The organism is Agromyces sp. LHK192 (assembly GCF_004006235.1).
GTDB lineage: Bacteria > Actinomycetota > Actinomycetes > Actinomycetales > Microbacteriaceae > Agromyces.
This window is the reverse complement of record NZ_CP034753.1, coordinates 3,357,409-3,383,015: the sequence shown is the minus strand read 5'-3', so window position 1 is coordinate 3,383,015 and position 25,607 is coordinate 3,357,409. Positions and strand designations below refer to the sequence as shown.

Sequence of the window (25,607 nt, the reverse complement as noted above, 5' to 3'; positions counted from 1 at the left end):
GACCGGCCCCCGCCCCCAGGCTTCGGTGCCCACCCGGATGCCGCCGCGCGCACACCCGAGCAGACTCGTCGCCGACACATCCATCCGGCCGGCCGCCCACGCGCGGCGCACGCACGTGCCCGACCGACCTCCGACACCGGAGAGCGAGCACGACCATGGGCATGATCGACGGCAAGGAGCCGCCCCCGGCGGCGACGCCGACCATCGAACCGCGCGTCATCGTGAAGGTGCGCGATGATGCACGCGCCGAATTCACGCGGCGGCGCGCACAGGCAGAAGGGCGAGGTGATGCCGGGCGCAAGCCCGAGGCATCCGACCCGGGCGTCGAACTGCTCGACGCCGTCGCGTTCGTCGGCGACCTGCTCGCCGCCCGGCAGGACGCGATCGCCGCCGAGGCGCATCTCGACTCGCTGGCGTCCGAGCGGTTCGCCGGCAGCTCGGGGCGTCGGGCGAGGTTCGCCTCGTACGCCGCGATCAGCGTGGCCGATGAGGCATCCGCTCGTGAACTGGCGGCCGATCTGGATGCGCGGCCCGACATCGAGACCGCGTACGTGGAGGGCGGTCCGACGCCGCCGCCGGTCGACGCGACCGACGATCCGATGAGCAGCGACCAGGGGTACCTCGACGCGGCGCCCGACGGCGTCGACGCGCGGTGGGCGTGGGACCGCGCCGACGGGTCGGGCATCGGATTCGTCGGCCTCGAGCAGGGGTGGACGCGCAACCACGAAGACCTCGCGGCGGCCGGCATCACGATCATTTCGGGCGTGAGCGAGGCGTACCACGGGCACGGCACGGCGGTGCTCGGCGAGGTCGTCGGCGTCGACAACGCTCGCGGGGTGGTCGGCATCGCGCCCGGGGCATCCGCTCGGGTGGTGTCGCAGTTCCGCACGTCGACGACGTACAGCACCGCCGAGGCGATCATCTCGGCGGCCGACGCGATGTCGCCCGGCGACGTGCTGCTGCTCGAAGCGCAGACAACGGTGGCGGGTTCGAACTACCTGCCCGTCGAGGTCGAGCAGGCGGTGTTCGACGCGATCCGCGACGCGACGGATGCCGGGATCATCGTCGTCGAAGCGGCGGGCAACGGGTCGACCGACCTCGACGCGTTCACGACGTCGGCGGGCAAGCGGGTGCTCGATCGCGGGCACGCCGACTTCCGTGACTCGGGCGCGATCATGGTGGGAGCTGCCGGGTCGAACGCGCCGCATGGGCGGCTCAGCTTCTCGAACTTCGGCAGCCGCATCGACTGCTACGGCTGGGGCAACAACATCACCACGACCGGCGACGGCTGGACGGGCACGTCGACGACGGAGTACACGACGTCGTTCGGTGGAACCTCCGGAGCGAGTCCGATCGTGACCGGCGCCGCTCTGCTGCTGCAGAGCTGGCACAAGCAGCGCAAGGGCTGGGCGATGGGCCCGTCGACGCTGCGCTCGTGGCTCTCGTCGAGCATCAACACCCCGAGCGCGAACCCGCCGACCGACCGCATCGGCGTCATGCCGAACCTGCGCGCCATCATCGAGGGCATCATCGAAGACGAACGGTTCGACATCGACGTCGACAAGTACCAGCTGTGGGTCTACATCCTCTTCGGCATCCTCAACGACGCACCCGGCGTCATCTGGGTGCCCGGCAAGGGACCGGTGCCCGTCGACCCCGAATGGTTCAAGCTCGGCCAGGAACAGCGGCGGCTGCTCGTCACCGAACTCGCGACGGAGGTGCGGGGTCTCGAACAGCGCGGCGGCCGGCTCACCGTGCGCGAGGTCGACCGCATCGGGCAGGCGGCGTTCGCGGAGGTGGTGGCGAAGGTCGCGGGGCGCGTGAATGGGTGAGGGTCGGCTCGCACCGCCCTCCGCGAACGCCTGCAGCCCGCTCCCAGCCGCGGCCATAGGATCGAACCTATGGCCGGATTCTGGGGCAAACGTCGCCGCGAAGAGCAGGCGCAACTCGAGGCGCAGGGCGCCGACCTGGCGAAGCGCGCCGGGGCGGAGTTGGTCGAGGCCGACGAGCGCATCCGCGTGGTGAGCGACGAGCTCGTCTTCGCCGAGGTCGAGCTCGGACCCGAAGCGACCCGCGGACTCTCCGAGGCGCTCGCCGCGGTGAAGCAGCACCTGGGCGAGGCGTTCCGGCTGAACCAGCTGAACCACGACCACATCCCCGACACCGCCGAGGAGCTGCGCACCCGCAACGCGCGCATCGTGCAGCTCTGCGAGTGGGCCGAGGACCTGCTCGACGAGCACACGACCGCGCTCGCCGACAAGATCGCGCGGGCGCGTCGGGCTCCCGAGATCCTGGCGAAGGTGCGAGGGGATGCCTCTCGCCTGCGCGACCGAATCCCCCACGCCCGCGAGACCGTCGCGCGGCTGGCAGCGCGCTACGCGCCCGAAGCTCTCTCGCAGGTCGATGCGAACCCGGGTGAGGCCGAGCAGCTCCTCGGCTTCGCCGAGCACAGCGCCGGCGTCGCCGAGCGTCGTCGCGAGGCCGGGCAGCGTGAGCAGGCGAACCTCGCGCTCGAGGCATCCACCGAGTCGGTTCGTCGTGCGGCGACCCTGCTCGACGCGGTCGAGACGTTCGAGGTCGAGGCGCTGCGCGCCGAGTCGACGCTCGGCGCGATCATCGAGGACTCGCGCGGCGACATCGTCGTCGCGCTGAAGGAGCCGGCGACGCCGAAGGTGACCGCCGCGATCGGCGAGCTCCAGGCGGCGCTCGCCGCACTGCCACCCGCGGGCGTCAACGCCGACCCATTCACGCACCTCGACCGGCTGCGCGACGCGAACTCCGGACTGGATGCTGCGATCGCCGCGGCCCGCGAACGTGCGGCCCGGCCGGTGCCGCCGCTCGAGCACGTGATCCACGCGATCGACGATGCCGACCGCCAGCTCGCCGTCGCCCGCGACCTCATCGCCGGGCATCGCGGATGGATCGGCGCCGACGCCCGAACCCGCCTCGCCGAGGCCGATCGCATCCGTGCGGAGCTCGACCAGTTCCTCGGATCGGCCGCAGCCTCGCACTCGATCGACGAAGACGACCGCGAGCAGGCCATGGGCATGGCTCGCCGCACGGCGCACCTGGCCGGTGAGGCGCTGCAGCTCGCGCGCCGGGACATCGACTCGTCGCGTCCGCAGGACCCGTGGGGCGGCGGAGGTGGCTGGGGCGGCGGCTACGGCGGCGGACGCCGCGGCGGTGGCGGCGACATGATGGGCGGCATCCTCGGTGGGCTCGTCATCGGGAGCGTGCTGGACGGCATCTTCGACTGAGGTCAGCGTCTCCCGGGGCGGGTTGACGAGTCCGGACGCGCCCTGTCGTTCACACGACGACGATCTCGCACGCCACCCCGGGCGCCGCAGCGAGCCTCGTGTCGCGGGTGAGCAGCACCGCGTCGAGCTCTTCGGCGAGGGCGACGTACGCGGCGTCGTAACTCGTCAAGTTCGCACCGAGCGCCCACGCGCGGCGGGCGACGGGCTCCCACGGCCACAGTTCGATCGGCAGATCGAGGAGACGGGCGTGGGCGAGGGATGCCTCGGCGTCGGAAAGCAACCCGCCATTGCGACGACGCCGCAGTACGTTCGCCACCTCGAACGGCAGGAGAGTGGGCCCGTAGGCGACCGTGTCTCGCAGGTGTTCCGCGATTGCGTCGCCGGCTTCACCGGGATCGATCAGCAGCGTCACCACGACGGATGCGTCGACCACGACCCGTGGAGACTGAGCGGGCCGCTCGGGCTGCGACGCGTCACGCCGACGCCGGTCAGCGGCGGTCGGCATCGAGGTCGGTGATCAGGTCGATCGGTCCGATCGGCGGGTAGTGGCGTGCGTCGATGCGCGCGCGAAGCACGGCTTCGCGCAGGCTCGGCCTGGAGGCGATCGCCGCGAGTTCGGCGCTCAGGAACTCCTGCAGCGACTGGCCCGCCCGGGCCGCGCGGGCGGCGAGCTCGTCGCGTACCTCGTCGGGCACGGCGCGCACGGTGATCGATACAGGCATGACCGCAGTTTAGCAGTGATGCATGCAGAATGCATGCGAGTTCAGCTCGACCGGTTCATTGCACGTTCGTGAAGATCGCGTCCTCGTATTCGAACGCCGGGGCGACCTGCAGTGTCAACGAGTTCGGATCGGCGCCGACCACGCCGACTGCCACGTGACCGACTGCCCGGGCAGGATGACGTTCGTCGGTGCGAGGCCGATGTCACCGGCCTCTGTCACGTCGAAGATCTCGCTGGACTCCTGGCCTCCCGACGACAGTTGGGGGAACGGGAGCGGCTCGAGATTCTCGGTCGAGTTGTTGGTGATGGTCATCGTGAACACGATGTTCGTCGCCTGGTCGGCACCGGCTGCGAACTCGCTCGGCGTGTACGGTTGCGGCTCCGAGACGGTCAGCTCAACGCCGTCTTCGTAGATCATGGTGTCGCCGAACGCGAGCGTGCCGACCGCGTCGGGAACGGGCGCTTCGCTGGCGTCGCCCCCATCGGCGGGCGCTTCCGAGGCCTCCTCGGTCGTGGCACCCGTTCCGCCGACGCCGTCGAACGCTTCGTCGAACGAAGTCGTGACCACGGTGAAGAAGACGACGAACCCGACGATGGTGCCGACAATCGAGAGGATCAGTCCCGTGATCGCGGGCCACTTCGCGCCCTTCATGAACAAGGCGACGATCGCGAGCACGAACGCGATGGGCAGCAGCACCCAGCCGACGATGAGCGCCCCCGGAATGCACGCGAAGATGAAGCCCAAGACGGCGACCCCGAGCGCAATGAACCCGAGCACGTGCGGCTTCCGGTTCGGATCAGGCACGGATGCCCCCGGCTGCGCTGACACCGGGTATGCGGGTGACTGGTCGTACGCCGTGGTGGCGCTTGCTGTCGGCGGCTGACCGACGACCGGCGTCGTCGGACCCGTCGGTTCGGCACCCATCGGGCCGGCATCCGCTACCGGCTGCGCCGGCGCTGTGTGATCGGTCCAGGCGTTCCCGTCCCAGTATCTGAGCGTGCCGGTTCCCGACCCGTCGTCGTACCATCCTGCTGGGGTCGTGCTCGGTCCAGTCATGCTTTCGCATGCTGGCAGCGCGCGGTGCCAGCGGGGAGGTCGAGACGGCCCCCAGAACGGGGGATGCTCGAGGCCGTTCCGTTCTCATCGTTCCCGCGTCAGATGGAGGTCATCGCTCGCGAGTGGGTCCCGGGCCGGGCAATGGTCGTCGCATGGCGCATGAGCAACACGGCGCACGACGTTCGCGACTTCGAGCGGCAGCAGGCGCGAACACTGCCGTTCGAGTCGGTCGCGATTCTCCGTTGCCGCCCGAGCGTGCCGACCCCGATACTGATCCGATGAATCCCGACGCCGGCGCACCACCCGCGCTCATGCGCGACCTCGAAGCTGATCGTCGCAGGGAGCGGCGTTGGAACATCGCTACGACGACGGTCGCGCTGGTGCTGCTGATTCCCGCCGTCTTGGGGTTGGCATGGATGGGACTCTGGGTGCAAGCCGTCACCGGTCAATGCTCGACGTTCAACGTGTGCAACGACGGGCTGATCATTGCGGGCACCGCCGTCGCCATGCTCGCGCCGATCGTCCTTTGGTTCGCTGCCGTGGTCGTGTCGATCGTGTTGATCGTCCGCGAACGCTGGGCCTGGTGGGTTGCGCCGGTCGCACTCGTCGTCGCCTACGCGGTGCAGTGGCTCGGCTCGGGGATTGCGCAGTGGGGTGCGAACTGGCCGTAAGCGTGGATCCTGTGCGGCATGAGGCGAGTCGCCTGCGCGACCGCATCCCCGTCGCCCAGTATCCCGTCGCACGGCTCGCCGCGCGCTACGCGCCTGATGCTCTTGCACAGGTCAATACGAACCGGGAAGACCAGCTCTCGGTTTCGCCGAGCACAGCGCCTGGGGTCGCCGAGCGTCGTCGGGAGGCCGGTCAGCGCGATCAGGCGAACCCTTGAGGGCGACGATGATGTCGCTGCGCGGTTCGTCGATGATTGCGCCGAGCGTCGAATCGACACGCAGCGCCTCAACTTCGAACGTCTCGCGTCGAGCATGGTCGCCGCACAGACTAGGTGGATGCCTTGAGCGCGAGGCGTATAACCCAGCCCGAGGGCCTGGCCTCCTACTACAGAGAGGCACTACGGAACGTCGAAGTTCGTCCGGTGCCACCGCTCGCTCGACGAATCGGACCAGCGTTCGTATCCGAGAGTCCGCAGGAGAAGGGGGCCGCGGTGCTCGTCGAGTCCAAAAACTCGATCGAAATGATCCCGTCGCCAAACCGGGTCGGCACACACTGCCTCAACGAGGTCGGGTGACAGGTACTCGCTGTCGTTCCATTGTTTCGCAAGGTCGCGAAACCTCCGGTACCTGACTCTGATGGCCGCCCGCTGGACTGACAACGCGGTTTGAACAGTTCCGACGGTGCCCAGGCTTCCAATTACGAAGTCGATCGCGTAGGCAAACAATTGTGCGTCGCCGCCGAAGCCACCGGTTGTGAGAATGATCGTGGCGGGCGATTCGTCAGCTTCTTCTCCGAAGTAGGCTCGAGTAGCGCCGACGGTGAGATCAACCGGGTACAGCTGCATGAGCCGATCTGGGTATTCCGGGTCGTTCCAGATGATGCCAACGAGCTTGCCCTCAAACCGAGCGTCCACCTGATCTCGAACGGCTCGCTCGGCAGCATCGATGAGACGCTCCGAGGGATCTGCGACGACCAAGACGTCAGCGTCGACGGCCGGTCCGCAATCGGCAGAAACATGGATGTGAAGCGTCGTTTCGGGCATCTTGAGAGTATGTCGGAGCATCCCTCACGACGGAATCGCACGCTTGTACCCCCTTCTGGGCACGTACTCCCACGTGTCGCCGAGCGATGCTCATTCGGCGGTGCGCGAGGATGAGCTGTGGCGCATCGAACGCGCCGAACCCTTACCGACCGACCAGGAGTGCCCCTACCGTGGTGAACCACGTCTCCTTCATCTGGAACATCGCCGAATCCCTTCGCGGCCCGTTCAAGCCTTCTGAGTACGGGTCGGTGGTGCTGCCGTTCACGGTGCTGCGCCGCCTCGACGCAGTGCTCGCCGGAACGAAGGCGCAGGTACTCGAGACGGCCGCCGCGCAGCCTGAATCGCTCCCGGAGATGATCCGCGACCTCCAGTTGCGCGAGGCATCCGGCCACGAGTTCTACAACACGAGCCCGTTCACGATGGCGAAGCTCACGGCCGACCCGGCCGACCTGCGCGAGAACCTCGCCTCCTACCTCGTCGGGTTCTCCGAGAATGTGCGCGACATCTTCGAGCGATTCGAGTTCGACAAGACCCTGAGCAAGCTCGCCGAGAAGAACAAGCTCTTCGCGGTGACCGAGAAGTTCGCGCAGGCGAACTTCCACCCGAGCGTGGTCAGCAACATCGAGATGGGACTCGTGTTCGAGGAGCTCATTCGGTGGGCGAACGAGCGTTCGAACGAGACCGCGGGTGATCACTACACGCCGCGCGAGGTGATCGCGTTGATGGTGCAGCTGCTGTTCGCGCTCGACGATGACGCGCTGACGAAGCCGGGCACGGTCCGCTCGATCTACGACCCGACGGCAGGCACGGGCGGCATGCTGTCGGTCGCGGACGAGTACCTGCACTCGGTGAACCCGGGCATCAACCTGAGCCTGTACGGGCAGGACATCAACGATGGGTCGTATGCGATCTGCAAGGCCGACATGGTCATCAAGGGGCAGGACGTCGACAACATCCGGCTCGGCGACACCCTCACCGAGGACCACTTCGAGGACAAGAAGTTCGACTATGGGCTCTCGAACCCGCCGTTCGGCGTCGACTGGAAGGACCAGCGCACGGAGATCGAGGACGAGCGCGCCAAGCTCGGCTTCAACGGCCGGTTCGGCCCCGGCACCCCGACGGTCAGCGACGGCGCGATGCTGTTCCTGCTGCACCTGGTCTCGAAGATGCGCAAGCCCGCCGACGGTGGCTCGCGGATGGCGATCGTGCTGAATGGGTCGCCGCTGTTCTCCGGGGGTGCCGGCGGCGGCGAGTCGAACATCCGCAAGTGGCTGCTCGACCACGACCTCGTCGAGGCGATCATCGGCCTGCCGAAGGACATGTTCTACAACACCGGCATCTCGACCTACATCTGGGTGCTCAGCAACCGCAAGACGGATGACCGCCGGGGCCGCGTGCAGCTCATCGACGGCCGCGAAATGTTCCAGAAGCTCCGCAAGGGCCTCGGCTCCAAGCGCAACGAACTCTCGCCCGAGAACATCGCGGAGATCGTGCACCTGTACGCCGGATTCGAGGACGGCGAGCACTCGAAGATCTTCCGCAACGAGGACTTCCTCTACCGCACCATCACCGTCGAACGCCCCCTCAAACTCAACTGGCAGGCCACGCCCGAGCGCATCGACGCCGTCTTCGAGACCAAGCCGGTCCAGAAACTCAATGACGCGGATGCCTCGGCGCTCCGCGCCACCCTCCTTGCGCTCGGCGAGCGGGTCGAGACCACTTCGCTGGTCGAGCCTGTCGAGACCAAGATGTGGACCGATCGCCCCGCGTTCCAGAAGGCGCTGAAGGATGCCGCGAAGGCCGAAGGCTTCACCCTCCCGGCACCGCTCCTGAAGACCCTCGCCCTCGCCCTCGGCGAGCAGGATGACTCCGCCGAACCGTGCCGCGACCCCAAGGGCAACCCCGAACCGGATGCCTCGCTCCGCGACACCGAGAACGTGCCCTGGGCCCAGGACGTCGACGCCTACATCGCCCGCGAAGTCCTCCCGTACGCACCGGACGCCTGGATCGATCATGCGAAGACCAAGGAAGGCGCCGAGATCCCCTTCACCCGCCACTTCTACCAGTACGTCCCGCCTCGGCCCCTCGAAGAGATCGACCGCGACCTCGACGCCGTCATGGACCAGCTCCGCGCAATGCTCGTGGAGGTCGAGCGGTGAGCGAGTCCCCGAAGCGGGTGCAGCTCAAACGCCTTGCGACCTGCACGCTCGGCAAGATGGTTCAAACCACGTCGTCGGAAGGTGCAGTCCAGGCCCCGTACCTCCGCGCAGCTCACGTTCAACCTAGCGGCCGCCTCATCGATCTCCCGGACCAGCGCATGTGGTTCTCGAACGCGGAACTCCGATCGCTGACCCTCCGCCGAGATGACGTCGTGATCGTTGAAGGTGGAGCCGGCTACGGCAGGTCGGCCGTACTTCATGAAGACATGGACGGCTGGGGCTTTCAGAACTCCATCATCCGCGTCCGTCCCACCCAGTCACGAGCTGACGGACGCTTCTTGGACTACGCCATCCAGGCTGCGCTCGACTCTGGCGAAATCGACTCGGTTGTCAGCACAGCGACGATCCCGCACTTCACCGCGGAGAAGGTGGCGCGGCTGCCCATCGCTGAGCTTGCAGTAGAGGAGCAGCGGGCGATTGCGGACTATCTGGATCGGGAGACGGCGCAGATCGACGCGTTCATCGCGAAGAACGAGGAACTCATCGCCCTCCTCACCGAACGCCGCGCCGCCGCCATTGAGCTCGCCGTGGCGCCCGCAGAGTTGCCTGAGGCATGGGACCACTGCCAGGTTCGCCGGCTTGGGCCCAAGAACAACTCGGGCGTCAGTGTGAACGGCTACTCCGTTCCCGCGGAGGGTGACGAGATCGGGGTCCTCAAGACCGGTGCGGTTTCGAAGGGCTACTTCGACCCGAGCGAGAACAAGCGAGTCGTCGAGGAGGAAGTCGACCGCGTGGCGACTCCGGTTCTAGGCGGGACTCTCATCGTCAATCGTGCGAACACTCCCGAACTCGTCGGCAGCGCTGGCTACGTCAAGCGCGACCACCCAACCTTGTACCTTTCGGACAAGCTCTGGCAGCTCACATTTTCAGGCGCCGACGCGGCCTACATGCATTATTGGACACTGTCTGACGCGTACCGCTCGCAGCTTCGGGGGCTCAGCGTTGGTGCGAGCTCGAGCATGCAGAACCTCAGCTACGGCGACTTCCTGTCCGTTCTGATCTCGGTGCCGTCCCTGCCCGAACAGCTCGCGATCGTTGAACGGCTGAATCGCGCAACCGCCGAGATCGATGCCGCGATCGAGGTTGGTCGTAGGGGCATTACTCTCGCCCGCGAGCGTCGCGCTGCGCTGATCTCGGCTGCGGTGACGGGGAAGATCGATGTGGGGGTGGCTGTGTGACGGGTCCGGCGGGCGCGCATCTTGAGTCGGTGTTGGAGTCGGAGATCGCTGAGCATCTGGCCGCGAACGGCTGGTTGTACTCGCCGACGGATGCGGGCTACGACCGTGAGCTCGCGTTGTTCCCTGAGGACGTGGTCGGCTGGCTTGAGGAAACGCAACCGGAGGAGTTCGCGAAGGTCGTCCGGCCCGGGGATACGGAGGTGCAGCGTGCGACGGGGGCGCGGAGCATCCTGGATCGGTTGGTGAAGGCGCTGGACAACGATCCGTTGAAGCACGGTGGCACGATCCGGATCCTGCATGAGGGGTTCTCGATGGTGCCGGCTGTGGGTGGGGCGGTGAAGTTCAAGCTGGCGCAGTTCCGGCCGGCGACGACGAACAATCCGGTCACGTTGGACGCGTACGCGAAGATGCGGGTGCGGGTGATGCGGCAGGTGCACTACGCCGCGAAGCATCCGAACAAGGCGTTGGATCTGGTGCTGTTCGTCAACGGCATCCCGGTGTCGACGATAGAACTGAAGACGGACTTCACTCAGCCGATCGAGAACGCGGTCGAGCAGTACCGGTTCGATCGGTCGCCGGCGGGGGAGCCGTTGTTCGCGTTCGCGAAGCGGTCGCTGGTGCATTTCGTGGTGTCGAACTCCGAGGTGCGGATGACGACGAAGCTCGTCGGCGCGAACACGCGGTTCCTGCCGTTCAACCGCGGGCATGACCAGGGGGCGGGGAATCCGGTGAACCCGGATGGGTCGGCGTCGTCGTACTTCTGGGAGGAGATCCTGCAGCGCGACGCGTGGCTGTCGCTGCTCGGGTCGTTCGTGCACCTGCAGGTCGAGGTCGACGTCGATCCCGACACGGGGAAGAAGACGAAGACCGAGAAGGTGCTGTTTCCGCGGTACCACCAGTGGCGGGCGGTGACGAGGCTCGTCGAGGCGGCGCGCGTCGAGGGCCCGGGCAATCGGTACCTGGTACAGCATTCGGCGGGGTCGGGCAAGACGAACTCGATTTCGTGGCTCGCGCATCGGCTGTCGCAGTTGCACGACGACGCGAATGAGCGGGTGTTCGACACCGTGGTCGTGGTGACCGATCGGACGGTGCTCGACAAGCAGTTGCAGGATGCGATCTCGCAGTTCGAGAAGCAGGCCGGCGTGGTGCAGTCCATCACGAAGGATGGCGGGGAGTCGAAGTCGAAGCAACTCGCCGACGCGCTCACGGGTGGCAAGCACATCGTGATCGTGACGATCCAGTCGTTCGAGGCGCTGATCACCGCGATCCAGACCCTGCCCGAGCTGCAGGGGCGCAGGTTCGCGGTGATCGCGGACGAAGCGCACTCGTCGCAGACCGGGTCGACTGCGGGAGCGCTGACGAAGGTGCTTTCGCCGGCAGAGCAGGCCTCGGTCGCCGAGGGTGCACCGATCGATTCGGACGCGTACCTGCAGTGGGCGATGATGGTCACAGCGAAGGCGCCGAACATCTCGTACTTCGCGTTCACGGCGACACCGAAGGCGAAGACGCTCGAGCTGTTCGGGCGTGTGCCCGACGCGAATGGCGCGGTCGTGGCATCCACTGGTCTTGATGGTTCGGTGGCGCCACCGGAGCCGTTCGATCTGTACTCGATGCGGCAGGCGATCGAGGAGGGGTTCATTCTCGACGTGCTCGCGAACTACACCCCGTACAAGGTGGCGTGGCAGTTGCAGCATCCCGGCGCTGACTACGACGGGCTCGACGAGGTCGACGAGTCGACCGCGGTGAAGGCGCTCGTGCAGTACGTGCGGCTGCACCCGACGAACATTAGCCAGAAGGCGAAGGTCGTCGTCGATCACTTCCGCACGTACGTGCAGTCGGAGCTCGACGGCAAGGCGAAGGCGATGGTCGTCACCGGGTCGCGCAAGGAAGCGGTGCGGTGGAAGAAGTACCTCGACCAGTACCTCGCCTCGTCGCAGGTGCAGGGGGTGCGTGCGCTCGTCGCGTTCTCGGGGACGGTCGACGACCCTGAGGATGTCGGTGAGGGGCTGACCGAGAAGACGCAGAACGACCGGCTGCACACGACTGATCTCGCGGAGGCGTTCAAGCCGTCGACGTACAACGTGATGATCGTCGCGGAGAAGTTCCAGACCGGGTTCGACCAGCCGCGGTTGGTCGCGATGTACGTCGACAAGCAGCTCGGTGGGGTGCAGGCCGTGCAGACGCTGTCACGGCTGAACCGGACGTACCCGGGCAAAGAGAAGACGTTCGTGCTCGACTTCGTGAACGAGCCGGGAGACGTGTTGGATGCGTTCCTGCCGTACTTCCGTGGCGCGCAGTTGACAGCGCTGACCGACCCGAACCTCATCTACGACCTGGTCGGGAAGCTGGACTCGGCCGGGATCTACACGATGCAGGAGGTCGAACAGGCGTTCGATGCCGCGCTGATGGGCGGGGCGAACGCGAACTCGAAGGTGACGGCGGCAACAGCGCCCGCCGTCTCACGGTTCAATACCCGCTGGGTGTCGGCCGTACTCGACGGTGACAAGGCGGAGCAAGACGAGCTGAAGCTGTTCAAGGCGGATGTCGGCCAGTTCGTGAAGTTCTACGACTTCATCTCGCAGGCCCGGAACCTCGAGGACACCGACCTGCCGCGCCGGCATTACTTCTTCCGCCGGATTCTGCCGCAGATGTCGACCGCGACGTACGACGACCCGGTCGACATCTCGAAGGTGTCGCTCGTCGGCGTGCAGATCAGCGCGGGGGAGTCGGTGCAGCTCAAGCTCGGACAGGGGCCTGGGCTCGACCCGATCTCGGCGATCGGGTCGGGCGCGGTGCACGAGAAGCACCGGTCGGCGCTCGAGGCGATCATTGCGAAGCTGAATGAGCGATTCGGCGACAAGTACGCGCCTGGTGCCGTGGATATCACGATCGGCGGGGTGCTCGGGCGGCTTGCCCTGGATAGTGACCTCGTTCAACAGGCTGAAGTGAACACGCCGGAACAGTTCAAGGAGTCGCCCGCACTCGCGAAGGCGTTCAACAAGGCGATGCTTGGGACAAGGGATGAGACACCCCGGATCGTCGACGACGTCTTCGGTGACACGGGGATCTATCAAGAGTTGAGCAAGGCTTTGCCGGCGATGTTGTACGAGTTCCTCCGCAATTCGCAAGGAGGCGATCCGGAGTGATCCATTCCCCAGAAATGAGTGAACTGGAGCGCTCGGTGATTGCCAGATGTCCACGTGATCGCTGAGCTGTCCGCGTGGGCCGCCTTGCTGGCGGCGTGTCTGACGATTGCGCTGGAGATTTGGAAAGTGCGGCGACCGTCAGCATCCGACGGCGAGCGGCCAACTGAATCTGTCAACGACGACCTCCCGATGTTCTTCAGGAACGTCACGGTTTCGGGCGCTTTGCCCATTGCAGCATTGATCCTCGCCGCCCACGCGATCGGCCTTACGTCAGACGACTTCTACCTTCGCGCCGAGCTGCTTGATCCAACTCATGCCCGATCTCTCATAGCCGAGGCAGTAGCGCGACCCTCTCAGCCGCTCGATACTTCGGGGCTCCCGTCTAATAGCGCCGACATCGTTGAGGCCAATCGCGTCGAATCGGTGGGTGCGTTCCTGCGAGCGGTGGTGACTTTGCTCGCATTCGCGATCGCGATCCTGCTCCTGCGTTTTCTCGGCGCGTACGCGATTCGAGCTGGCCAATCCATGAAGCAGCATGGATTGGTTTGACAGTCCGCCCTGGTCCGCAAGACCGCGGTTGCTCGCAGGTGATTGCTACTCCTCAACCCCCGGATCCCCGCCCGACAGCCCGCCGTCGGTCGAGTCCGTCATCGGCTCCGCGTTGCCAGGTGCTCCGGGCTCGGCGCCCGAGTCATCCGCTCCGCCCGGCTCGTCGCTAGCCGAACGATCGCGGTCGGCCTCCTCGCGCGTCCCGGCGTCGTCGGCGTCGCGCGCGGCGTCGCGGTCGATGAACTCCTCGGGTGCGACATCCTCCGGATTCGTGCCGCTGGGGGTGGTCGAGTCGGTCATGACTGCTCCTCTCGTCGTCGTTGAGTTTCAGGCCTCGGATGCCTCCATCCGAGCTTCCAGCGTCGCCCGGATGCCTCCTCGGCGGCAGGGGCTTGACCGCGCGAGGAAGCCGCTCGCCGCGATATCGATCTGCCAATTGTTCTGACACGGGTGAGGGTGCGCCGGGTAGGACGCGCTCTACTGATCTGACAATCTCAGGGAGTCTCGTCTCGTGGGTCTGACGGATGCTCAGAGTGATGCGAGAGCCTCATGGGATCAGGCAGGCTATTGGCGCAGTTAACTTTAGGAGCAGGCGAAGAATGACTCACGAGCAACTCGATGCGGACCCAATTCTCGTTCTCGATCGGTTTGACGATGAGATTGTCTTGGCATGCCCGCTTTTCCAACGTCGATTTGTCTGGGGCGAACGCAACATCAAGCAATTGTTCGACGATATCGATACCGTCATCGACGGCGCATATACGAAGAGATTTCTGGGCGCGCTCGTGTTCAATAACGAAGCGCCGACCACGTCGGCCGCTGCAGGCCGATATTGGATTATCGATGGTCAGCAGCGGTTAACGACGCTTTACCTGATTCTTGTCGCCGTTGCCGAGCAGGCGAGCGCCATGGGCGAACCAGGAATCGAACTCGCTCGCGATACGTTTCACACTTACCTCGTAAGCAATAAGAAGAACACCAAGGGAGTTCCGAAGCTTCGTCCCACGCTCGTCGACTCCAAGCAGTTCGAAACGATCCTCAACCGCGCTGCGGTGAAATGTGGGATCAAGGGCGTCCAGGCTAGCCCCAGTCTGGCGGTGGGCGACGAGAGCGGGGCGATGCGACAGGGCTACAAGGTGATCATGAGGTGTATCTCGGACAGGCTCATGAGTACACGCGTCTCCGCCGAAGGCGCGGTCTCAGACTTTTCAACCCTTGAGACGCTCAGAGAAACGATCCTCGAAAGGCTTGAGCTCGTCGAAATTCGCCTCGGGCTCGAGCATGACCCCAACGAGGTTTTCGATCGACTGAACAAAGAAGGCGAGCGGCTCGGCATCATCGATCTTGTCCGAAACGAGGTTCTGAAACACCTTGACGCTGATCCCAAAGCAGCCCAGGCCGCCTACAGCCAGGAGTGGAAGCCGTTTGAAGATGCTTTCGCTGATGATTCATCGAAGGCGAAGTACTTTTTTCCGTTTGCCTTGACGCTGAGTGATTCGGTGACGCAGGCTACGACTTTCTCGACGCTGTCAAACGATTGGAAAGAGATCACCGACGATCCGGTCGCAGAGATCGTTCGCCGTTTGCGTCGTCACCAGTCGGCATATAACGCGATTCACTCGGCGCGACTTCAGCTGATAGACGAACCCGTTCGCGAACAGGTTCGGCGCCTAACTGCCCTCAACCGGCCTTCGTCGGTCTATCCGTACGTGATGCAGCTGCTGACGGCAACGGCCGAGGGCGACGCCTCTACGTCTGATGCGGCCGAGTGTCTACACGTAATTGAATCCTTCTTGATTCGTCGCGCCTTCTGTGGGATCGAGCCAACAGGTCTCCACGCCATATTCAAGCGGCTCTGGAATCTCGCCGGCTCTGACGCAAGGGCAGTACGCGCGGGAATTGTGTCCAAGACGGTGACCTTTCCGTCTGATGCGCAGTTCGAAGCCGCGATCAGATTTGGCGACCTGTATCACCGAAAGATCTGCTCCTACGTACTCGAAGAGTACGAACGCGCACATACCTCGGGGGACATTCTCAAGTCCTACCCGTCGATTACGGTCGATCACGTCGCCCCGCAGGAGCGGAAGGGTTCTTGGGCGGCATCTTTCACGCCCGAAGAGCACGCAGAACTTCTGCACACATGGGCGAATCTGGTCCCACTATCGAGCGAGGCAAATAGCTCCAAAGGCACAAGCAGCTGGATAGAAGCTCAGTCCAAGCTGAAACTGGAGACCGTGTTCTCCACGACGAAGCACCTCTACGACTCTCACGTCGAATGGAACGCGGACAGTGTCCGTCAGCGGGGCGACGTTCTCGTGCCATGGGCGCTTGCAAGATGGCCCGAGTTTGGCGACCCAGCGGACTTCAGCGCGCTCGAAACACAGGGATTGACCGGCCAATAGGGCGAGCTCCCTTTTCATGATCTTCGCGGATGTATCGGCGATGCGGCATCCGATTCGATCGAAGTAGAAAGCAGATTCCCTTGCCCATCGAACGCGCCGGCGCAAGCCCGTCGCGGCATCGGATCGGGCCGACGTACGGTGGCGGCATCCGCACGTTTCACCGGTGAAACGCGAACCGAGGAGGACATGATGATGACCGACCGGCATGACGAGCCCGAGGGCGACGTGAAGGGCTACGACGGCGAGCGGCCCGACGGCGAAGACATCCACCTGCCCGAGGAGCGGGAAGAGGACGGCGAGACCGTCGAGGCCGACACCGCCTCAGGCGGTGCGCCCGAACCGGCGTAACCGGCATAGCCGGCGGCGTCGGCGAGTGACCGCGACACAGGCGAACGCCCCGGGCGGCCAGGTCGGCCGCGCCGGGGCGTCGCGCCGGGGCATCCGGCGTGTCCGCTCACGCCTCGTACTTGTCGTGCTCCGCCGGCGGCTCCTGCAGTGCACGCACCTCGACGGGGGACTGCACGACGGCCGACGCCTTCGCGGCCCAGTCGATCGCCTCCCCCTCGGTGGCGACGTCGATGAGCCAGAATCCGCCGAGGTACGACTCGGCGACGACGAACGGCTCGTTGCGCACGACGGTCTCGCCCGAGGTGGCGTCGACGTTCTTCGCGGTCGACGGCGGGTAGAGGCCGCCGGCGTACACCCAGGCGCCCGCGTCCTTGATGGACTGGTTGAACGCTCCGACGGCTTCGATGACGGCTGCGATCGCCTCGGGGTCGGTCTCGCGGAGCGAGTCCATCGTGGGCTCGGAGTCCGACGGGTGGGGCAGGGTGAGGAAGTAGACGGTCACGGTTCCGTTCCTTTCGAGGTGAAGCGGATGCCGCGGGTGCGGCTCCGGCGGCCGGATCTCGGCCGCCCTCACTCATGCGTCGAACGGCGATCGGCCCGATCGACATGCACGTCGGAATTCTCCCGAGCGGGCTGGGCCGCCGCCAGCCCGTTAGGCTCGGCTGGACGACAGCGAGCGCGCGAACTTGCGAACTCGCGAAGCGCGAACGCACGAACTCACGAACCCGCGATCCCTGGGTGAGATCCCGCGGACTGAGAGCCGGCTTCGCGGCGGCCCGGCCACCGAACCTTGACGGGGGAGACATCCATGCACGACCAGCTGCTGCTGGGCATCCTGGCCATCGCGATCGGCGTCGGCGTCGGCCTCCTCGCGTTCGTGCCGTACGTCGCGATCGCGTACCGCCGCCACGGCCGGCTGACGGCGTGGCGCGTGCTCGTGCCGTTCGCGATGCTCGTCTACGGCATCGCCGTGTGGACCTACACGCTGCTGCCCCTGCCCGACCCCGACGAGATCGAGCGGTGCGCCGGCGTGAACCTCAACCCGGGCGAGTTCGTCCCCGAGATCGCGGGAGCGATCGGGCGGGGGCATCCGCTCACCGACCCGGCCGTGCTGCAACTCGCGCTGAACGTGCTGCTGTTCGTGCCGCTCGGCGTGTTCGTGCGCCTGCTGTGGCGGCGCGGCGTGGTCGTGTCGCTCCTCGCCGGACTCGGCCTGTCGCTGCTCATCGAGCTCACGCAGCTCACCGGCGTCTGGGGCCTCTACCCGTGCGCGTACCGCGTGTTCGACGTCGACGACCTGCTCACCAACACCCTCGGCGCGGTGATCGGCTCGCTGCTGTCGCTCACGCTGCCCGCGAGCTGGCGTCTGAGCGCAGCGGATGCCTCGGCCGCCGCCCATCCCACGCCGGTCACGCGTGCCCGCCGGGTGCTGGCGATGGTCGTCGACGCGATGTCGGTGCTGTTCATCACCGCGACCGTGCAGCTCGCGACAGTCGGCGTCGTCGTGTTGCTGTTCGATGGCGACCCGACGCCCGAGTTCCTCGCCGCGGTCGCGCTCGTCGCACCCGCCATTCCGTTCGTCATCACGGCGATCCCGGCGCTCGTCGCCGGCCGCACCATCGGGGATGCGGCCGTGCGCCTGCAGTACACCGGCTCGAGGTATCCGACCTGGGCGGCGCGGCTGCTGCGGTTCCTCGGCGGGATCGGCGGCATCCAGCTGCTCGCCGCGTTCACCGGGTCGTCGGGCTGGTACTCGCTCGCCCTCATCGCCTCGCTCGTCGCGACGCTCGCGTCGACCGGCGGGCGGGGATTCCCGGGGTTGTTGAGCGGGCAGCGGGTGGCGGATGCGCGGAAGCCCTCACAGGTGGAATATCGCGAATCGTAGATGTTCCGCGTCAAGCGCCATCGCGAATCACAACGATGGCGCTGCTCACACGTGGACGTGGACGTGGACGTGGAAGTTGCTCGGTGACCTGTGGAACCGGGCTGAATACGGCGGCAGAAGTCTCGAAGCCCAAGCATCCGAGGTACCCCCGAAGGGGGGCGCCGACGGGGAGATCGTTATCTCCCCGAGATCGTTCGCGTGCCCAGAAATCGCTACGGTCACTTCAGCCCCTACGCCCTCGGAAGGACCCGACCCCTTTGCAACGACGCAGCATCCTCATCGCGACTTCGAGCCTCGCACTCGCGACGACCCTCTCATTCGCCGCAACAACGGCGGCATCGGCCACTGACATCCCCGTCGCACCGGCGCTCTCGCCCACCGTCGGGCAGCCCGTTTGGCCCACTTCGCCGCCCACGCCGCCGACGACCCCGCCCGTCGAAGAGACGAAGACGCTTGCGCTCACTCCGGCCGAGATCATCGTCAAGCCGGGCGAGTCCGTCACGTACCAGGTGACGGTGCTCGATCGAGAGGGCGGCGTGCCCCTCGACCCGCAGCCCGAGCTGGACTACTTCTTCGGCACCGACGACGGTTCGGCCACTGTCAACGGAAGCACGGTGACCGCCGGCGAGAGCAGCCCCGGAAGCGCGGTGTTCGTCCGATCCGGCCACCAGTACGGCGTGGCGACCCTGATCGTGCTCGGTGCTCCCGTCGACCTGCAGGTGACGCCGAGCGCGACGAGCGTCGAACTCGGTGGCTCGCTCACCTTCTCGGTGAGCGGAGTCGACAAGTGGGGAACGCCCATCGACCCCGCCGATGCGGTGTTGACCAGCTCCGTCGCGACCGACGTCATCGACGGGCAGACCGTGACCTTCCCGACCGCGAGCCCGCACACGATCACGGCGACCGTCGACGGCGTGAGCACCTCGGTGACCATCGAGGTCGTCGCGGCCGCGGCCGCCGCCGCATCGAATGGCCGAGGTCTCGCCGAGACGGGCGCCGACGCCGGCTTCGGCGGCATCGCGGCGCTCCTGCTGGGCGCCGGTGCGATCGCGGTCATCGCGGCTCGTCGCCGGGAGGCCGCCCGCGGCTGAACGACCCGATCGGAGGGGCGGATGCGTCGGCGCATCCGCCCCTCCGTCGTTCGTACGCCGGCGATCCACCTCCTTGATGCGCGATCGGTGCTGGGGTCGTGCATCGTTGCGGTGCCTCGGCCGGATCGGGTGTGCCGATCCCGCCTCATCGTCGATGGGGCGAGCCGGCATGCGGAACCCGGAATGCGACTTCATGCGCGAACCGAGCGAAGCAGGGCGGCTCGGCGTGACGTGCGGGCCTGCTGAGGCGAAGCCGCGCACGCAGAAGGGCCGGACGCGTCCCCCTGCGCCCGACCCGGTCCCTGCGCCGCGAGCCCCGCCCGCGGCATCCGCGACAACCCTGCCCCGCGGCATCCGCCGCAGGCGCCCGCCCGCGGCATCCGCTCAGTGCGTCGCGATCGACAGCCCGAGCGACGCGAGCACCCCGAAGACGACGCCCCAGAGGATGATCGCGATCGTCTGCCAGAGGATCACGAGATTGCGATTGGCGCCGAACGAGATCATCGCGGCCGACGTGATCTGGGTCGGCAGGATCGTCGGGCCGAGCAGGCTCACGCCGGCGATGCCGTACCGGTCGAACGAGCGGCGCAGCTTCTCGCGGCGCGGCGACTCCCCGGGTCCCGCGGTGGTGACGGATGCCTCGTCGACGTCGGCGGCACCGGCTCCCGCACCGCGCACACTTGCGCCGGGCGCACCTGCACCGACGAGGGCGCGCTTGCGGCGCCGCATCTCGATCGCCGTGCGGCGGGTGCGGTCGGCGACGAGCACGACGATCAGCATCGAGAGGAAGTTGCCGATCACCGCGACGCCGACGGCGACGACCACCGGCAGCCCGATGAGCACCCCGATGACCGAGCCGGCCTCGACCTCGACGAACGGGATCGCCGAGACGATCATCACGCCCAGCCACTGGAGCCAGTCGGGGAAGGAGGCGGCGAATCCCTGCAGTGCGTCGATCATGGCGAAGCCTTTCGTGAGCGGTGGAGCGATGACATCCGTCGCGGTTGCGATACCTCCATCCAACGATTCGGCGCCGATCGGCGGCAGTGTCGTACCGTCACGACTTGCGCGTGCGATCGCGCACGTCAGGGCATGACATCTGTCACTGCCGGGCGTCGGATGCCTCGAATACGCTCGGAACCGTGCCTGCAACGCCCGCGCCCGCCGAACGATCCCCGGGAGAGCCGACGCCGCCAGCATCGACGCCGCCAGCGCCGCCGCCGGCATCGACGCGGGCCGTACCGACGCCGCCGGTCGCCGCCTCGCGCAGCGTGCACACCACCTGGCTGTACACGCTCAGCAGCTTCGTGTTCTTCATCGGCTTCTACGACGTCTTCGTCGCGCTGATCCTGCTCGAGGGGTACGTGCCGGCCCCCGGCGCGCTGATGGCGTCGCTCGTGGTGCTGCAGCTCGTCTGCGCCGGCCTGCAGATCCGGTACTGCTGGTTCCTGCGCGTCGGCCGCGGTGGCGGCCTGCCGCACCCCGCGTGGACCGTCGCGGTGCTCGTGCCGGCCGCAGCCGTCTACGTGCTCGGACTCTTCGCCCCCGGCGGCGGATTCGTCGCCGCGGCGGCGCTCTGGGCGAGCGCGTGCCTCATCGCGTGCCTCGTACCGCGGCGTACGGGGTGGCTCGTGCTCGGGGCATCCGCTGCCCTCGTCGTCGCGCACCTGCTCATCGCGCAGCGCATCGGCGGCATCGCCGCGAATGCGTTCGAACTCGGATCCGGCGGCTGGCCCGTGCTCGTCTACTCGGCACTGCTGCCCGCGATGCTGTTCTCGAGCCTGTGGTGGTGGCAGATCGTCGTGCAGCTCGACCGCAACCGGCGCATCGCCGCAGAGCTCGCCGTCACGCAGGAGCGGCTGCGGTTCGCGAGCGACCTGCACGACATCCAGGGCCACCACCTCCAGGTCATCTCGCTCAAGGCCGAGCTCGCCGAACGCCTGCTCGACCGCGACCCGCAGGCCGCGCGCGACAACATCCACGAGGTGCGGCTCATCGCCAAGGAGGCGCTCGAGGGCACCCGCTCCCTCGTCGCCGGATACCGCCAGGTCGCCCTCGACGACGAACTCGAGAACGCCCGCGAGGTGCTCACTGCGGCCGGCGCCGACTGCACGCTCGAGCTCGCCGACCTGCCGACGGATGCCGCCGCGCGCAGCGCGCTCGGGTCGGTCGTGCGCGAGGCGACGACGAACATCCTGCGGCACAGCTCGGCGGCGCACGTGCGCATCGCCCTGCGCGTCGAGGGCGATCGGTGCGTGCTCGAGATCGAGAACGACGGGGTGACGGATGCCGCGGCCGATCCGCCGGGAACCGGATCCGGCATCGCGGGCCTTCGCGATCGCCTCGACGCGATCGGCGGCACGATCGAGACCGCGACGGATGCCTCGGGCTCGCAGTTCACCCTGCGCGCCGAGGTGCCGCTGCGCGTGGAGGCGGGCGCATGAGCGGCGCGGGCACGGGCGGCGCCGCGAAGGGCGAGGGCCGGAGCATCCGCCTGCTGATCGCCGACGACGAGCACCTGATCCGTGGCGCGCTCGTCGCCCTGCTGAACCTCGAGGACGATATCGAGGTCGTCGCGACCGCCGAGAACGGGGTCGAGGCCGCCGAGCAGGCGATCGCGACGACACCCGACGTGTGCCTGCTCGACCTCGAGATGCCCGAGGCCGACGGGCTCGAAGCGGCCGCGCGCATCGCGGCATCCGTGCCGTCGGCCCGCGTCGTGATCGTCACGCGCCACGCCCGCCCGGGCGTGCTGCGGCGGGCGCTCGCCTCGAAGGTCGCCGGGTTCGTGCCGAAGTCGACGCCCGCGGAGGAGCTCGCGCACGTGATCCGCGACGTCGCCGCAGGCCGACGCTACGTCGACCCCGAGATCGCCGCGACCGCGCTCAGCGCCGAACGCTGCCCGCTCACCGACCGCGAGCTCGACGCGCTGCGCTACAGCCGGTCGACGATGAGCGTGCAGCAGATCGCCGAGCGCCTGCACCTCGCGCAGGGCACCGTGCGCAACTACCTCTCGTCGGCGATGACGAAGCTCAACGCGTCATCGCGCCACGAGGCCGCCGAAAAGGCCTGGGAGCAGGGCTGGATCTAGCCCGTCCCGTCGTGTTCCGTGCCCCTCCGGTTCTAACCACGATCTGGCGACGGAACACCGTCGAGCACGGGTTCGAACGCCACGTGGTGGTTCGAATGAAGGGCGGGCGGCGTGGGGTCGGCGGGGTCAGCGGCGTTTGCGGACGCGGCGGGTCTCGACGCGGCCGACGTAGAGCTCCTTGAGGAACCCCGTGTTCTTGCGGAGGATCTCGCCGCATCCGAGGAACAGCAGCGGTCCGGCGATCAGTCCCATCCACCCCGGGATGCTCCGGGCGCGCCCGATGTCGGAGAGCAGCACGGCCGGGTCGCGGAAGGTCTCGGCCACGAGCCAGATCGTGAGCCCGGCGCCGAGCACGAGCCCGCCCACGGCGATCAGCACGATCACGGTCATCGCGACCACGACGCCGGGCGTGCGGTTGCGCGGGTACACGCGGACCTCCCGGGTCTCCATGCCGTCGCGTCGCCGTGCCACGGAGCGAGTCTAGGCACGGCCGCGGGCAGGGCATACTCCGTTCCCGTTCGGGCAGCGTGCCCGGGCGGGGCTGGCCGCACGGATGCCGCGGCGGTACGGTCGCCCTGAACGCCGGGGGTGGACGATGACCGGGGGTGGACGATGGCTGAGCGCGTGTGCGAGGTGTGCGGGTCGACCAATGACGCCGCCGCGCAGTTCTGCCGCTCCTGCGACACGTACCTCGGCTGGGACTCCGGCGCCTCGACGCTCGACGGCGAACCGCTGACCGGGCTCGTGCCGACCGTCGTCGACGCGGTGCCGACGACGCAGGTGCCGGTACAGGTCGAAGCGCCGGTGCAGGGTGGGTCGCCGACGGCAGCGGCCGCGACCGCCGGCGCGCCTGCGGCGACCGCCGCCGCGCAGGAGACGGCCGCCCATTCCGCAGCCGCCGCTGCGCCCGCGACGACCGAGGCGCCCGCGACCGCCGAGTCGCCCGCGACCGCCGACGCGCCCGATTCGATCGCCGCGAAAGCCTCCGCAACCGCGCCGCCCGAGTCATCCGTACCGTCGACCAAGCCCGCCCAGACCCAGCCCGCACCCACCCAGCCAGCGCCCACCCAGCCCGGCCCGTCGGTCCCCGACGCGTCGCCCGCGCCGCCGTCGGCGGCTGCGCCGGCTCGAATCGAGGCGCCCGACGCGTCGCTCGAGGTGACCGAGGCGATGGTCGCGCCGGGAGCCGCGGCGACCGTCGTGCTGAAGCTCGCGAATCCATCGTCGATCGTCGACGGCTACGACGTGACGCCCGTCGCCGCGCCCGACTGGGTCGACGTGACGGTCGGCGACACCCACCTCATGCCCGGGCAGGAAGGCGCCGTGCCGATCACGATCACGCTGCGCGAGGGCGTGCTCGTGCTCGCGCAGCGCATCGCGCTGACCCTGCGCATCTCGTCGCGAGCCGAACCCGAGCGTGCCGCCGAGGTCACGTTGCAGCTGACCGTGCCGCCGCTCGGGCCGAGCGCGACGCTCGAGGTGCGGCCGAGCCTGATCCGGCTCGAAGACCACGCGGCGGGCGAGTTCACGGTGCGGCTCGACAACCGGGCGGCGAACTTCCCGCAGACGGTTCGGCTCACGGCGACGGATGCCGAGGAGGTCGTGCGCTTCGCGTTCGCGCCCGCGGTCGTCTCGGTGCCCGCGGGGCAGGTCGTCGAACTCCAGGTCGCGTTCACGGCGCCCGAACCCGAACCCGGGCGCGAACTCAGCCGGCAGGTCACCGTCGGGGCCGGCAACGACGCCGGGCGCTCGGCGGTGACCCTCACGCTCGTGCAGCGCACCACGGCCGAGGCGGTCGACGCACCCGTGCGCGTGCGCATCGAACCGAGCACGCTCGAACTCGAGCGCGGCAACATCGGCGACTTCGACGTGATCGTCGACCACCGCGGCGGTGTGCACGAGGTGACCCTGACGCTCGCCGGACGCGACCCGGCGCAGGCCATCGGGTTCGCGTTCAGCAGCGAACAGGTCGTGCTCGAGCCGGGCTCGGTGCAACGCGTGCGCGGGCGGCTCAGCGCGCCGCTGCCGCCGCGCGGCGAGACGGAGCGGCATCCGTTCTCGGTCGTCGCATCCGACGGGGTGCGCGATGTCGAGGCGACCGGCGTCGTCGAGCTGTCGTCGCCGCCCGAGCCGATCCTCACGGCCGCGATCCGCGTCGAACCGCCGTCGCAGCTCATCGTCAACGAGCGGCAGGCGACGTTCCAGGTCGTCATCGACAACCAGCGCGGCCTCGACCCGCTCGCGGTGCGGCTCGACGGGGCATCCGAAGACGGTGCGGCGCGCCTCACGTTCTTCCCGGCCGAACTCTCGGCACCGCCCGGCGGCGTCGTCGCGGCACGACTCGTCGTCGACGCGCCACGGCCCGAGGCGAAGGAGTCGGTGCTGCGGCGCATCCGGGTGAGCGCCTCCGACGGCGTGCGATCGATCGAGACGGATGCCACCCTCACCCAGGCCGCGACCGACCGCCGGCCCGTCGTCAGCCGCATCCTCGTGATCATCGGCGGGCTGCTCGTGATCATCGGCGCGTTCATGGAGTGGTTCGCCGGGTTCGACGCGTTCCTGCCGTCGGCGCAGCTCATCGCCGAACTCGCGAGGTCGGGCGTCGACGTCACGAACCTGTCGCTGCTCGAACCCGCGGTCCGCGTGCTCGTGCTCGTGCTGGCCGCCCTCATGCTGCTCGGCATGATCGGCACGTCGGGCCGGCTCACGCGGTTCAGCGCCGTCGTCATCGTGCTCGTGACGCTCGGGCTGCTGCTGTTCCTCGCGGTAGCGGCGTTCGTGCCGCCGCTCGGGCTCGGACTCGTGCTGATCTGGCTCGGCGCCGTGCTCGGGTTCGTCGGCGGAGTGCTCGCGAAGCGGCGGGACTGAGGGAGGCGCTGAGGGCTGCTGCCGACCGTCGCCGTCGGCGATCCTTCGCGCTGTGCGGCTCGTCAGGCTCCGCGGCTCGTCAGG

Annotated in this window: 22 protein-coding genes and 1 pseudogene; 14 read left to right on the top strand and 9 right to left on the bottom strand. The window is 67.7% G+C overall.

The window, feature by feature from the left end; genetic code table 11:
• Positions 1–155: 155 nt before the first annotated feature.
• Complete coding sequence (locus ELQ40_RS15320; RefSeq protein ID WP_205649355.1) at positions 156–1,832, top strand: S8 family peptidase; 1,677 nt, start codon at positions 156–158, stop codon at positions 1,830–1,832.
• A gap of 69 nt (positions 1,833–1,901) precedes the next feature.
• Positions 1,902–3,257: a hypothetical protein gene (locus ELQ40_RS15315; RefSeq protein WP_127794468.1), complete on the top strand. Its 1,356-nt coding sequence runs from the start codon at positions 1,902–1,904 to the stop codon at positions 3,255–3,257.
• Positions 3,258–3,306: 49 nt separating this feature from the next.
• Here the strand turns inward: ELQ40_RS15315 and ELQ40_RS15310 are convergent, their stop codons facing one another.
• The 4 genes and pseudogenes from ELQ40_RS15310 to ELQ40_RS19210 form a co-directional block, all read right to left on the bottom strand.
• A complete protein-coding gene (locus tag ELQ40_RS15310; RefSeq protein ID WP_205649354.1) occupies positions 3,307–3,690 on the bottom strand; it encodes a type II toxin-antitoxin system VapC family toxin in 384 nt (127 codons plus the stop codon).
• Between the two features lie 55 nt (positions 3,691–3,745).
• The gene (locus tag ELQ40_RS15305) at positions 3,746–3,979 is read right to left on the bottom strand and encodes a hypothetical protein (RefSeq protein ID WP_127794466.1); all 234 of its coding nucleotides are present in this window, start codon (positions 3,977–3,979) and stop codon (positions 3,746–3,748) included.
• A 114-nt stretch (positions 3,980–4,093) separates the two neighbouring features.
• Positions 4,094–4,903, bottom strand: a complete 810-nt coding sequence (locus tag ELQ40_RS19215; protein ID WP_240666060.1) for a hypothetical protein — start codon at positions 4,901–4,903, stop codon at positions 4,094–4,096.
• A gap of 54 nt (positions 4,904–4,957) precedes the next feature.
• A pseudogene (locus ELQ40_RS19210) lies at positions 4,958–5,035 on the bottom strand (DUF2510 domain-containing protein); the annotation flags it as partial.
• 8 nt (positions 5,036–5,043) lie between these two features.
• Here ELQ40_RS19210 and ELQ40_RS15290 point away from each other — a divergent pair.
• Positions 5,044–5,706 carry a DUF6264 family protein gene (locus ELQ40_RS15290; protein ID WP_370296433.1) on the top strand — a complete coding sequence of 221 codons (663 nt, stop codon included), beginning with the start codon at positions 5,044–5,046 and terminating at the stop codon, positions 5,704–5,706.
• A gap of 395 nt (positions 5,707–6,101) precedes the next feature.
• Here the strand turns inward: ELQ40_RS15290 and ELQ40_RS15285 are convergent, their stop codons facing one another.
• Positions 6,102–6,746, bottom strand: coding sequence for a hypothetical protein (locus ELQ40_RS15285; protein WP_127794464.1), 645 nt, complete (start codon positions 6,744–6,746; stop codon positions 6,102–6,104).
• A 173-nt stretch (positions 6,747–6,919) separates the two neighbouring features.
• Between ELQ40_RS15285 and ELQ40_RS15280 the strand changes: the two genes are divergently transcribed.
• From ELQ40_RS15280 to ELQ40_RS15265, 4 genes are read left to right on the top strand one after another with little or no spacing between them, the layout of a single operon-like run.
• Complete coding sequence (locus ELQ40_RS15280; RefSeq protein ID WP_370296431.1) at positions 6,920–8,905, top strand: N-6 DNA methylase; 1,986 nt, start codon at positions 6,920–6,922, stop codon at positions 8,903–8,905.
• Positions 8,902–10,143 carry a hypothetical protein gene (locus ELQ40_RS15275; protein WP_127794462.1) on the top strand — a complete coding sequence of 414 codons (1,242 nt, stop codon included), beginning with the start codon at positions 8,902–8,904 and terminating at the stop codon, positions 10,141–10,143. Before ELQ40_RS15280 ends, ELQ40_RS15275 begins: the two co-directional genes overlap by 4 nt.
• A gap of 29 nt (positions 10,144–10,172) precedes the next feature.
• Positions 10,173–13,289, top strand: coding sequence for a type I restriction endonuclease subunit R (locus tag ELQ40_RS15270; protein ID WP_127794461.1), 3,117 nt, complete (start codon positions 10,173–10,175; stop codon positions 13,287–13,289).
• A gap of 54 nt (positions 13,290–13,343) precedes the next feature.
• Positions 13,344–13,838, top strand: a complete 495-nt coding sequence (locus ELQ40_RS15265; protein ID WP_127794460.1) for a hypothetical protein — start codon at positions 13,344–13,346, stop codon at positions 13,836–13,838.
• Between the two features lie 45 nt (positions 13,839–13,883).
• Here ELQ40_RS15265 and ELQ40_RS15260 read toward each other — a convergent pair whose 3' ends face one another.
• A complete protein-coding gene (locus ELQ40_RS15260) occupies positions 13,884–14,138 on the bottom strand; it encodes a hypothetical protein (RefSeq protein WP_127794459.1) in 255 nt (84 codons plus the stop codon).
• A 299-nt stretch (positions 14,139–14,437) separates the two neighbouring features.
• Here ELQ40_RS15260 and ELQ40_RS15255 point away from each other — a divergent pair, with 299 nt between their 5' ends.
• The gene (locus ELQ40_RS15255; protein WP_164863639.1) at positions 14,438–16,240 is read left to right on the top strand and encodes a DUF262 domain-containing protein; all 1,803 of its coding nucleotides are present in this window, start codon (positions 14,438–14,440) and stop codon (positions 16,238–16,240) included.
• Between the two features lie 192 nt (positions 16,241–16,432).
• Complete coding sequence (locus ELQ40_RS18840; RefSeq protein ID WP_164863637.1) at positions 16,433–16,588, top strand: hypothetical protein; 156 nt, start codon at positions 16,433–16,435, stop codon at positions 16,586–16,588.
• Positions 16,589–16,694: 106 nt separating this feature from the next.
• On the opposite strand, the gene ELQ40_RS15250 is transcribed toward ELQ40_RS18840, so the two are convergent.
• On the bottom strand, positions 16,695–17,090 hold the full coding sequence (locus tag ELQ40_RS15250) for a YciI family protein (RefSeq protein WP_127794457.1): 396 nt from the start codon (positions 17,088–17,090) through the stop codon (positions 16,695–16,697).
• A 306-nt stretch (positions 17,091–17,396) separates the two neighbouring features.
• Here ELQ40_RS15250 and ELQ40_RS15245 point away from each other — a divergent pair, with 306 nt between their 5' ends.
• Together ELQ40_RS15245 and ELQ40_RS15240 are read left to right on the top strand one after the other, a co-directional pair.
• A complete protein-coding gene (locus tag ELQ40_RS15245; RefSeq protein WP_240665818.1) occupies positions 17,397–18,473 on the top strand; it encodes a VanZ family protein in 1,077 nt (358 codons plus the stop codon).
• A gap of 257 nt (positions 18,474–18,730) precedes the next feature.
• A complete protein-coding gene (locus ELQ40_RS15240; RefSeq protein ID WP_127794456.1) occupies positions 18,731–19,564 on the top strand; it encodes a hypothetical protein in 834 nt (277 codons plus the stop codon).
• A gap of 384 nt (positions 19,565–19,948) precedes the next feature.
• Here the strand turns inward: ELQ40_RS15240 and ELQ40_RS15235 are convergent, their stop codons facing one another.
• Positions 19,949–20,524 (bottom strand): hypothetical protein, encoded by a 576-nt coding sequence (locus tag ELQ40_RS15235; RefSeq protein WP_127794455.1) that lies wholly within the window; start codon positions 20,522–20,524, stop codon positions 19,949–19,951.
• 182 nt (positions 20,525–20,706) lie between these two features.
• Here ELQ40_RS15235 and ELQ40_RS15230 point away from each other — a divergent pair, with 182 nt between their 5' ends.
• Together ELQ40_RS15230 and ELQ40_RS15225 are read left to right on the top strand one after the other, a co-directional pair.
• Complete coding sequence (locus tag ELQ40_RS15230) at positions 20,707–22,008, top strand: sensor histidine kinase (RefSeq protein ID WP_205649353.1); 1,302 nt, start codon at positions 20,707–20,709, stop codon at positions 22,006–22,008.
• Positions 22,005–22,655: a DNA-binding response regulator gene (locus ELQ40_RS15225; RefSeq protein ID WP_127794454.1), complete on the top strand. Its 651-nt coding sequence runs from the start codon at positions 22,005–22,007 to the stop codon at positions 22,653–22,655. Before ELQ40_RS15230 ends, ELQ40_RS15225 begins: the two co-directional genes overlap by 4 nt.
• Before the next feature lie 126 nt (positions 22,656–22,781).
• Here the strand turns inward: ELQ40_RS15225 and ELQ40_RS15220 are convergent, their stop codons facing one another.
• Positions 22,782–23,126: a hypothetical protein gene (locus ELQ40_RS15220; protein ID WP_127794453.1), complete on the bottom strand. Its 345-nt coding sequence runs from the start codon at positions 23,124–23,126 to the stop codon at positions 22,782–22,784.
• Positions 23,127–23,267: 141 nt separating this feature from the next.
• On the opposite strand from ELQ40_RS15220, the gene ELQ40_RS15215 reads away from it, so the two are divergent.
• A complete protein-coding gene (locus ELQ40_RS15215; RefSeq protein ID WP_127794452.1) occupies positions 23,268–25,523 on the top strand; it encodes a hypothetical protein in 2,256 nt (751 codons plus the stop codon).
• Positions 25,524–25,607 lie beyond the last annotated feature (84 nt).

What these genes read in the sequence shown, in the direction of transcription:
- ELQ40_RS15320 (WP_205649355.1), top strand. Translation starts at nt 156, where the DNA reads ATGGGCATGATCGACGGCAAGGAGCCGCCCCCGGCGGCGACGCCGACC.
- ELQ40_RS15315 (WP_127794468.1), top strand. Translation starts at nt 1,902, where the DNA reads ATGGCCGGATTCTGGGGCAAACGTCGCCGCGAAGAGCAGGCGCAACTC.
- ELQ40_RS15305 (WP_127794466.1), bottom strand. Translation starts at nt 3,979, where the DNA reads ATGCCTGTATCGATCACCGTGCGCGCCGTGCCCGACGAGGTACGCGAC.
- ELQ40_RS19215 (WP_240666060.1), bottom strand. Translation starts at nt 4,903, where the DNA reads ATGGGTGCCGAACCGACGGGTCCGACGACGCCGGTCGTCGGTCAGCCG.
- ELQ40_RS15290 (WP_370296433.1), top strand. Translation starts at nt 5,044, where the DNA reads ATGCTGGCAGCGCGCGGTGCCAGCGGGGAGGTCGAGACGGCCCCCAGA.
- ELQ40_RS15285 (WP_127794464.1), bottom strand. Translation starts at nt 6,746, where the DNA reads ATGCCCGAAACGACGCTTCACATCCATGTTTCTGCCGATTGCGGACCG.
- ELQ40_RS15260 (WP_127794459.1), bottom strand. Translation starts at nt 14,138, where the DNA reads ATGACCGACTCGACCACCCCCAGCGGCACGAATCCGGAGGATGTCGCA.
- ELQ40_RS15255 (WP_164863639.1), top strand. Translation starts at nt 14,438, where the DNA reads ATGACTCACGAGCAACTCGATGCGGACCCAATTCTCGTTCTCGATCGG.
- ELQ40_RS18840 (WP_164863637.1), top strand. Translation starts at nt 16,433, where the DNA reads ATGACCGACCGGCATGACGAGCCCGAGGGCGACGTGAAGGGCTACGAC.
- ELQ40_RS15245 (WP_240665818.1), top strand. Translation starts at nt 17,397, where the DNA reads ATGCACGACCAGCTGCTGCTGGGCATCCTGGCCATCGCGATCGGCGTC.
- ELQ40_RS15235 (WP_127794455.1), bottom strand. Translation starts at nt 20,524, where the DNA reads ATGATCGACGCACTGCAGGGATTCGCCGCCTCCTTCCCCGACTGGCTC.
- ELQ40_RS15225 (WP_127794454.1), top strand. Translation starts at nt 22,005, where the DNA reads ATGAGCGGCGCGGGCACGGGCGGCGCCGCGAAGGGCGAGGGCCGGAGC.
- ELQ40_RS15215 (WP_127794452.1), top strand. Translation starts at nt 23,268, where the DNA reads ATGGCTGAGCGCGTGTGCGAGGTGTGCGGGTCGACCAATGACGCCGCC.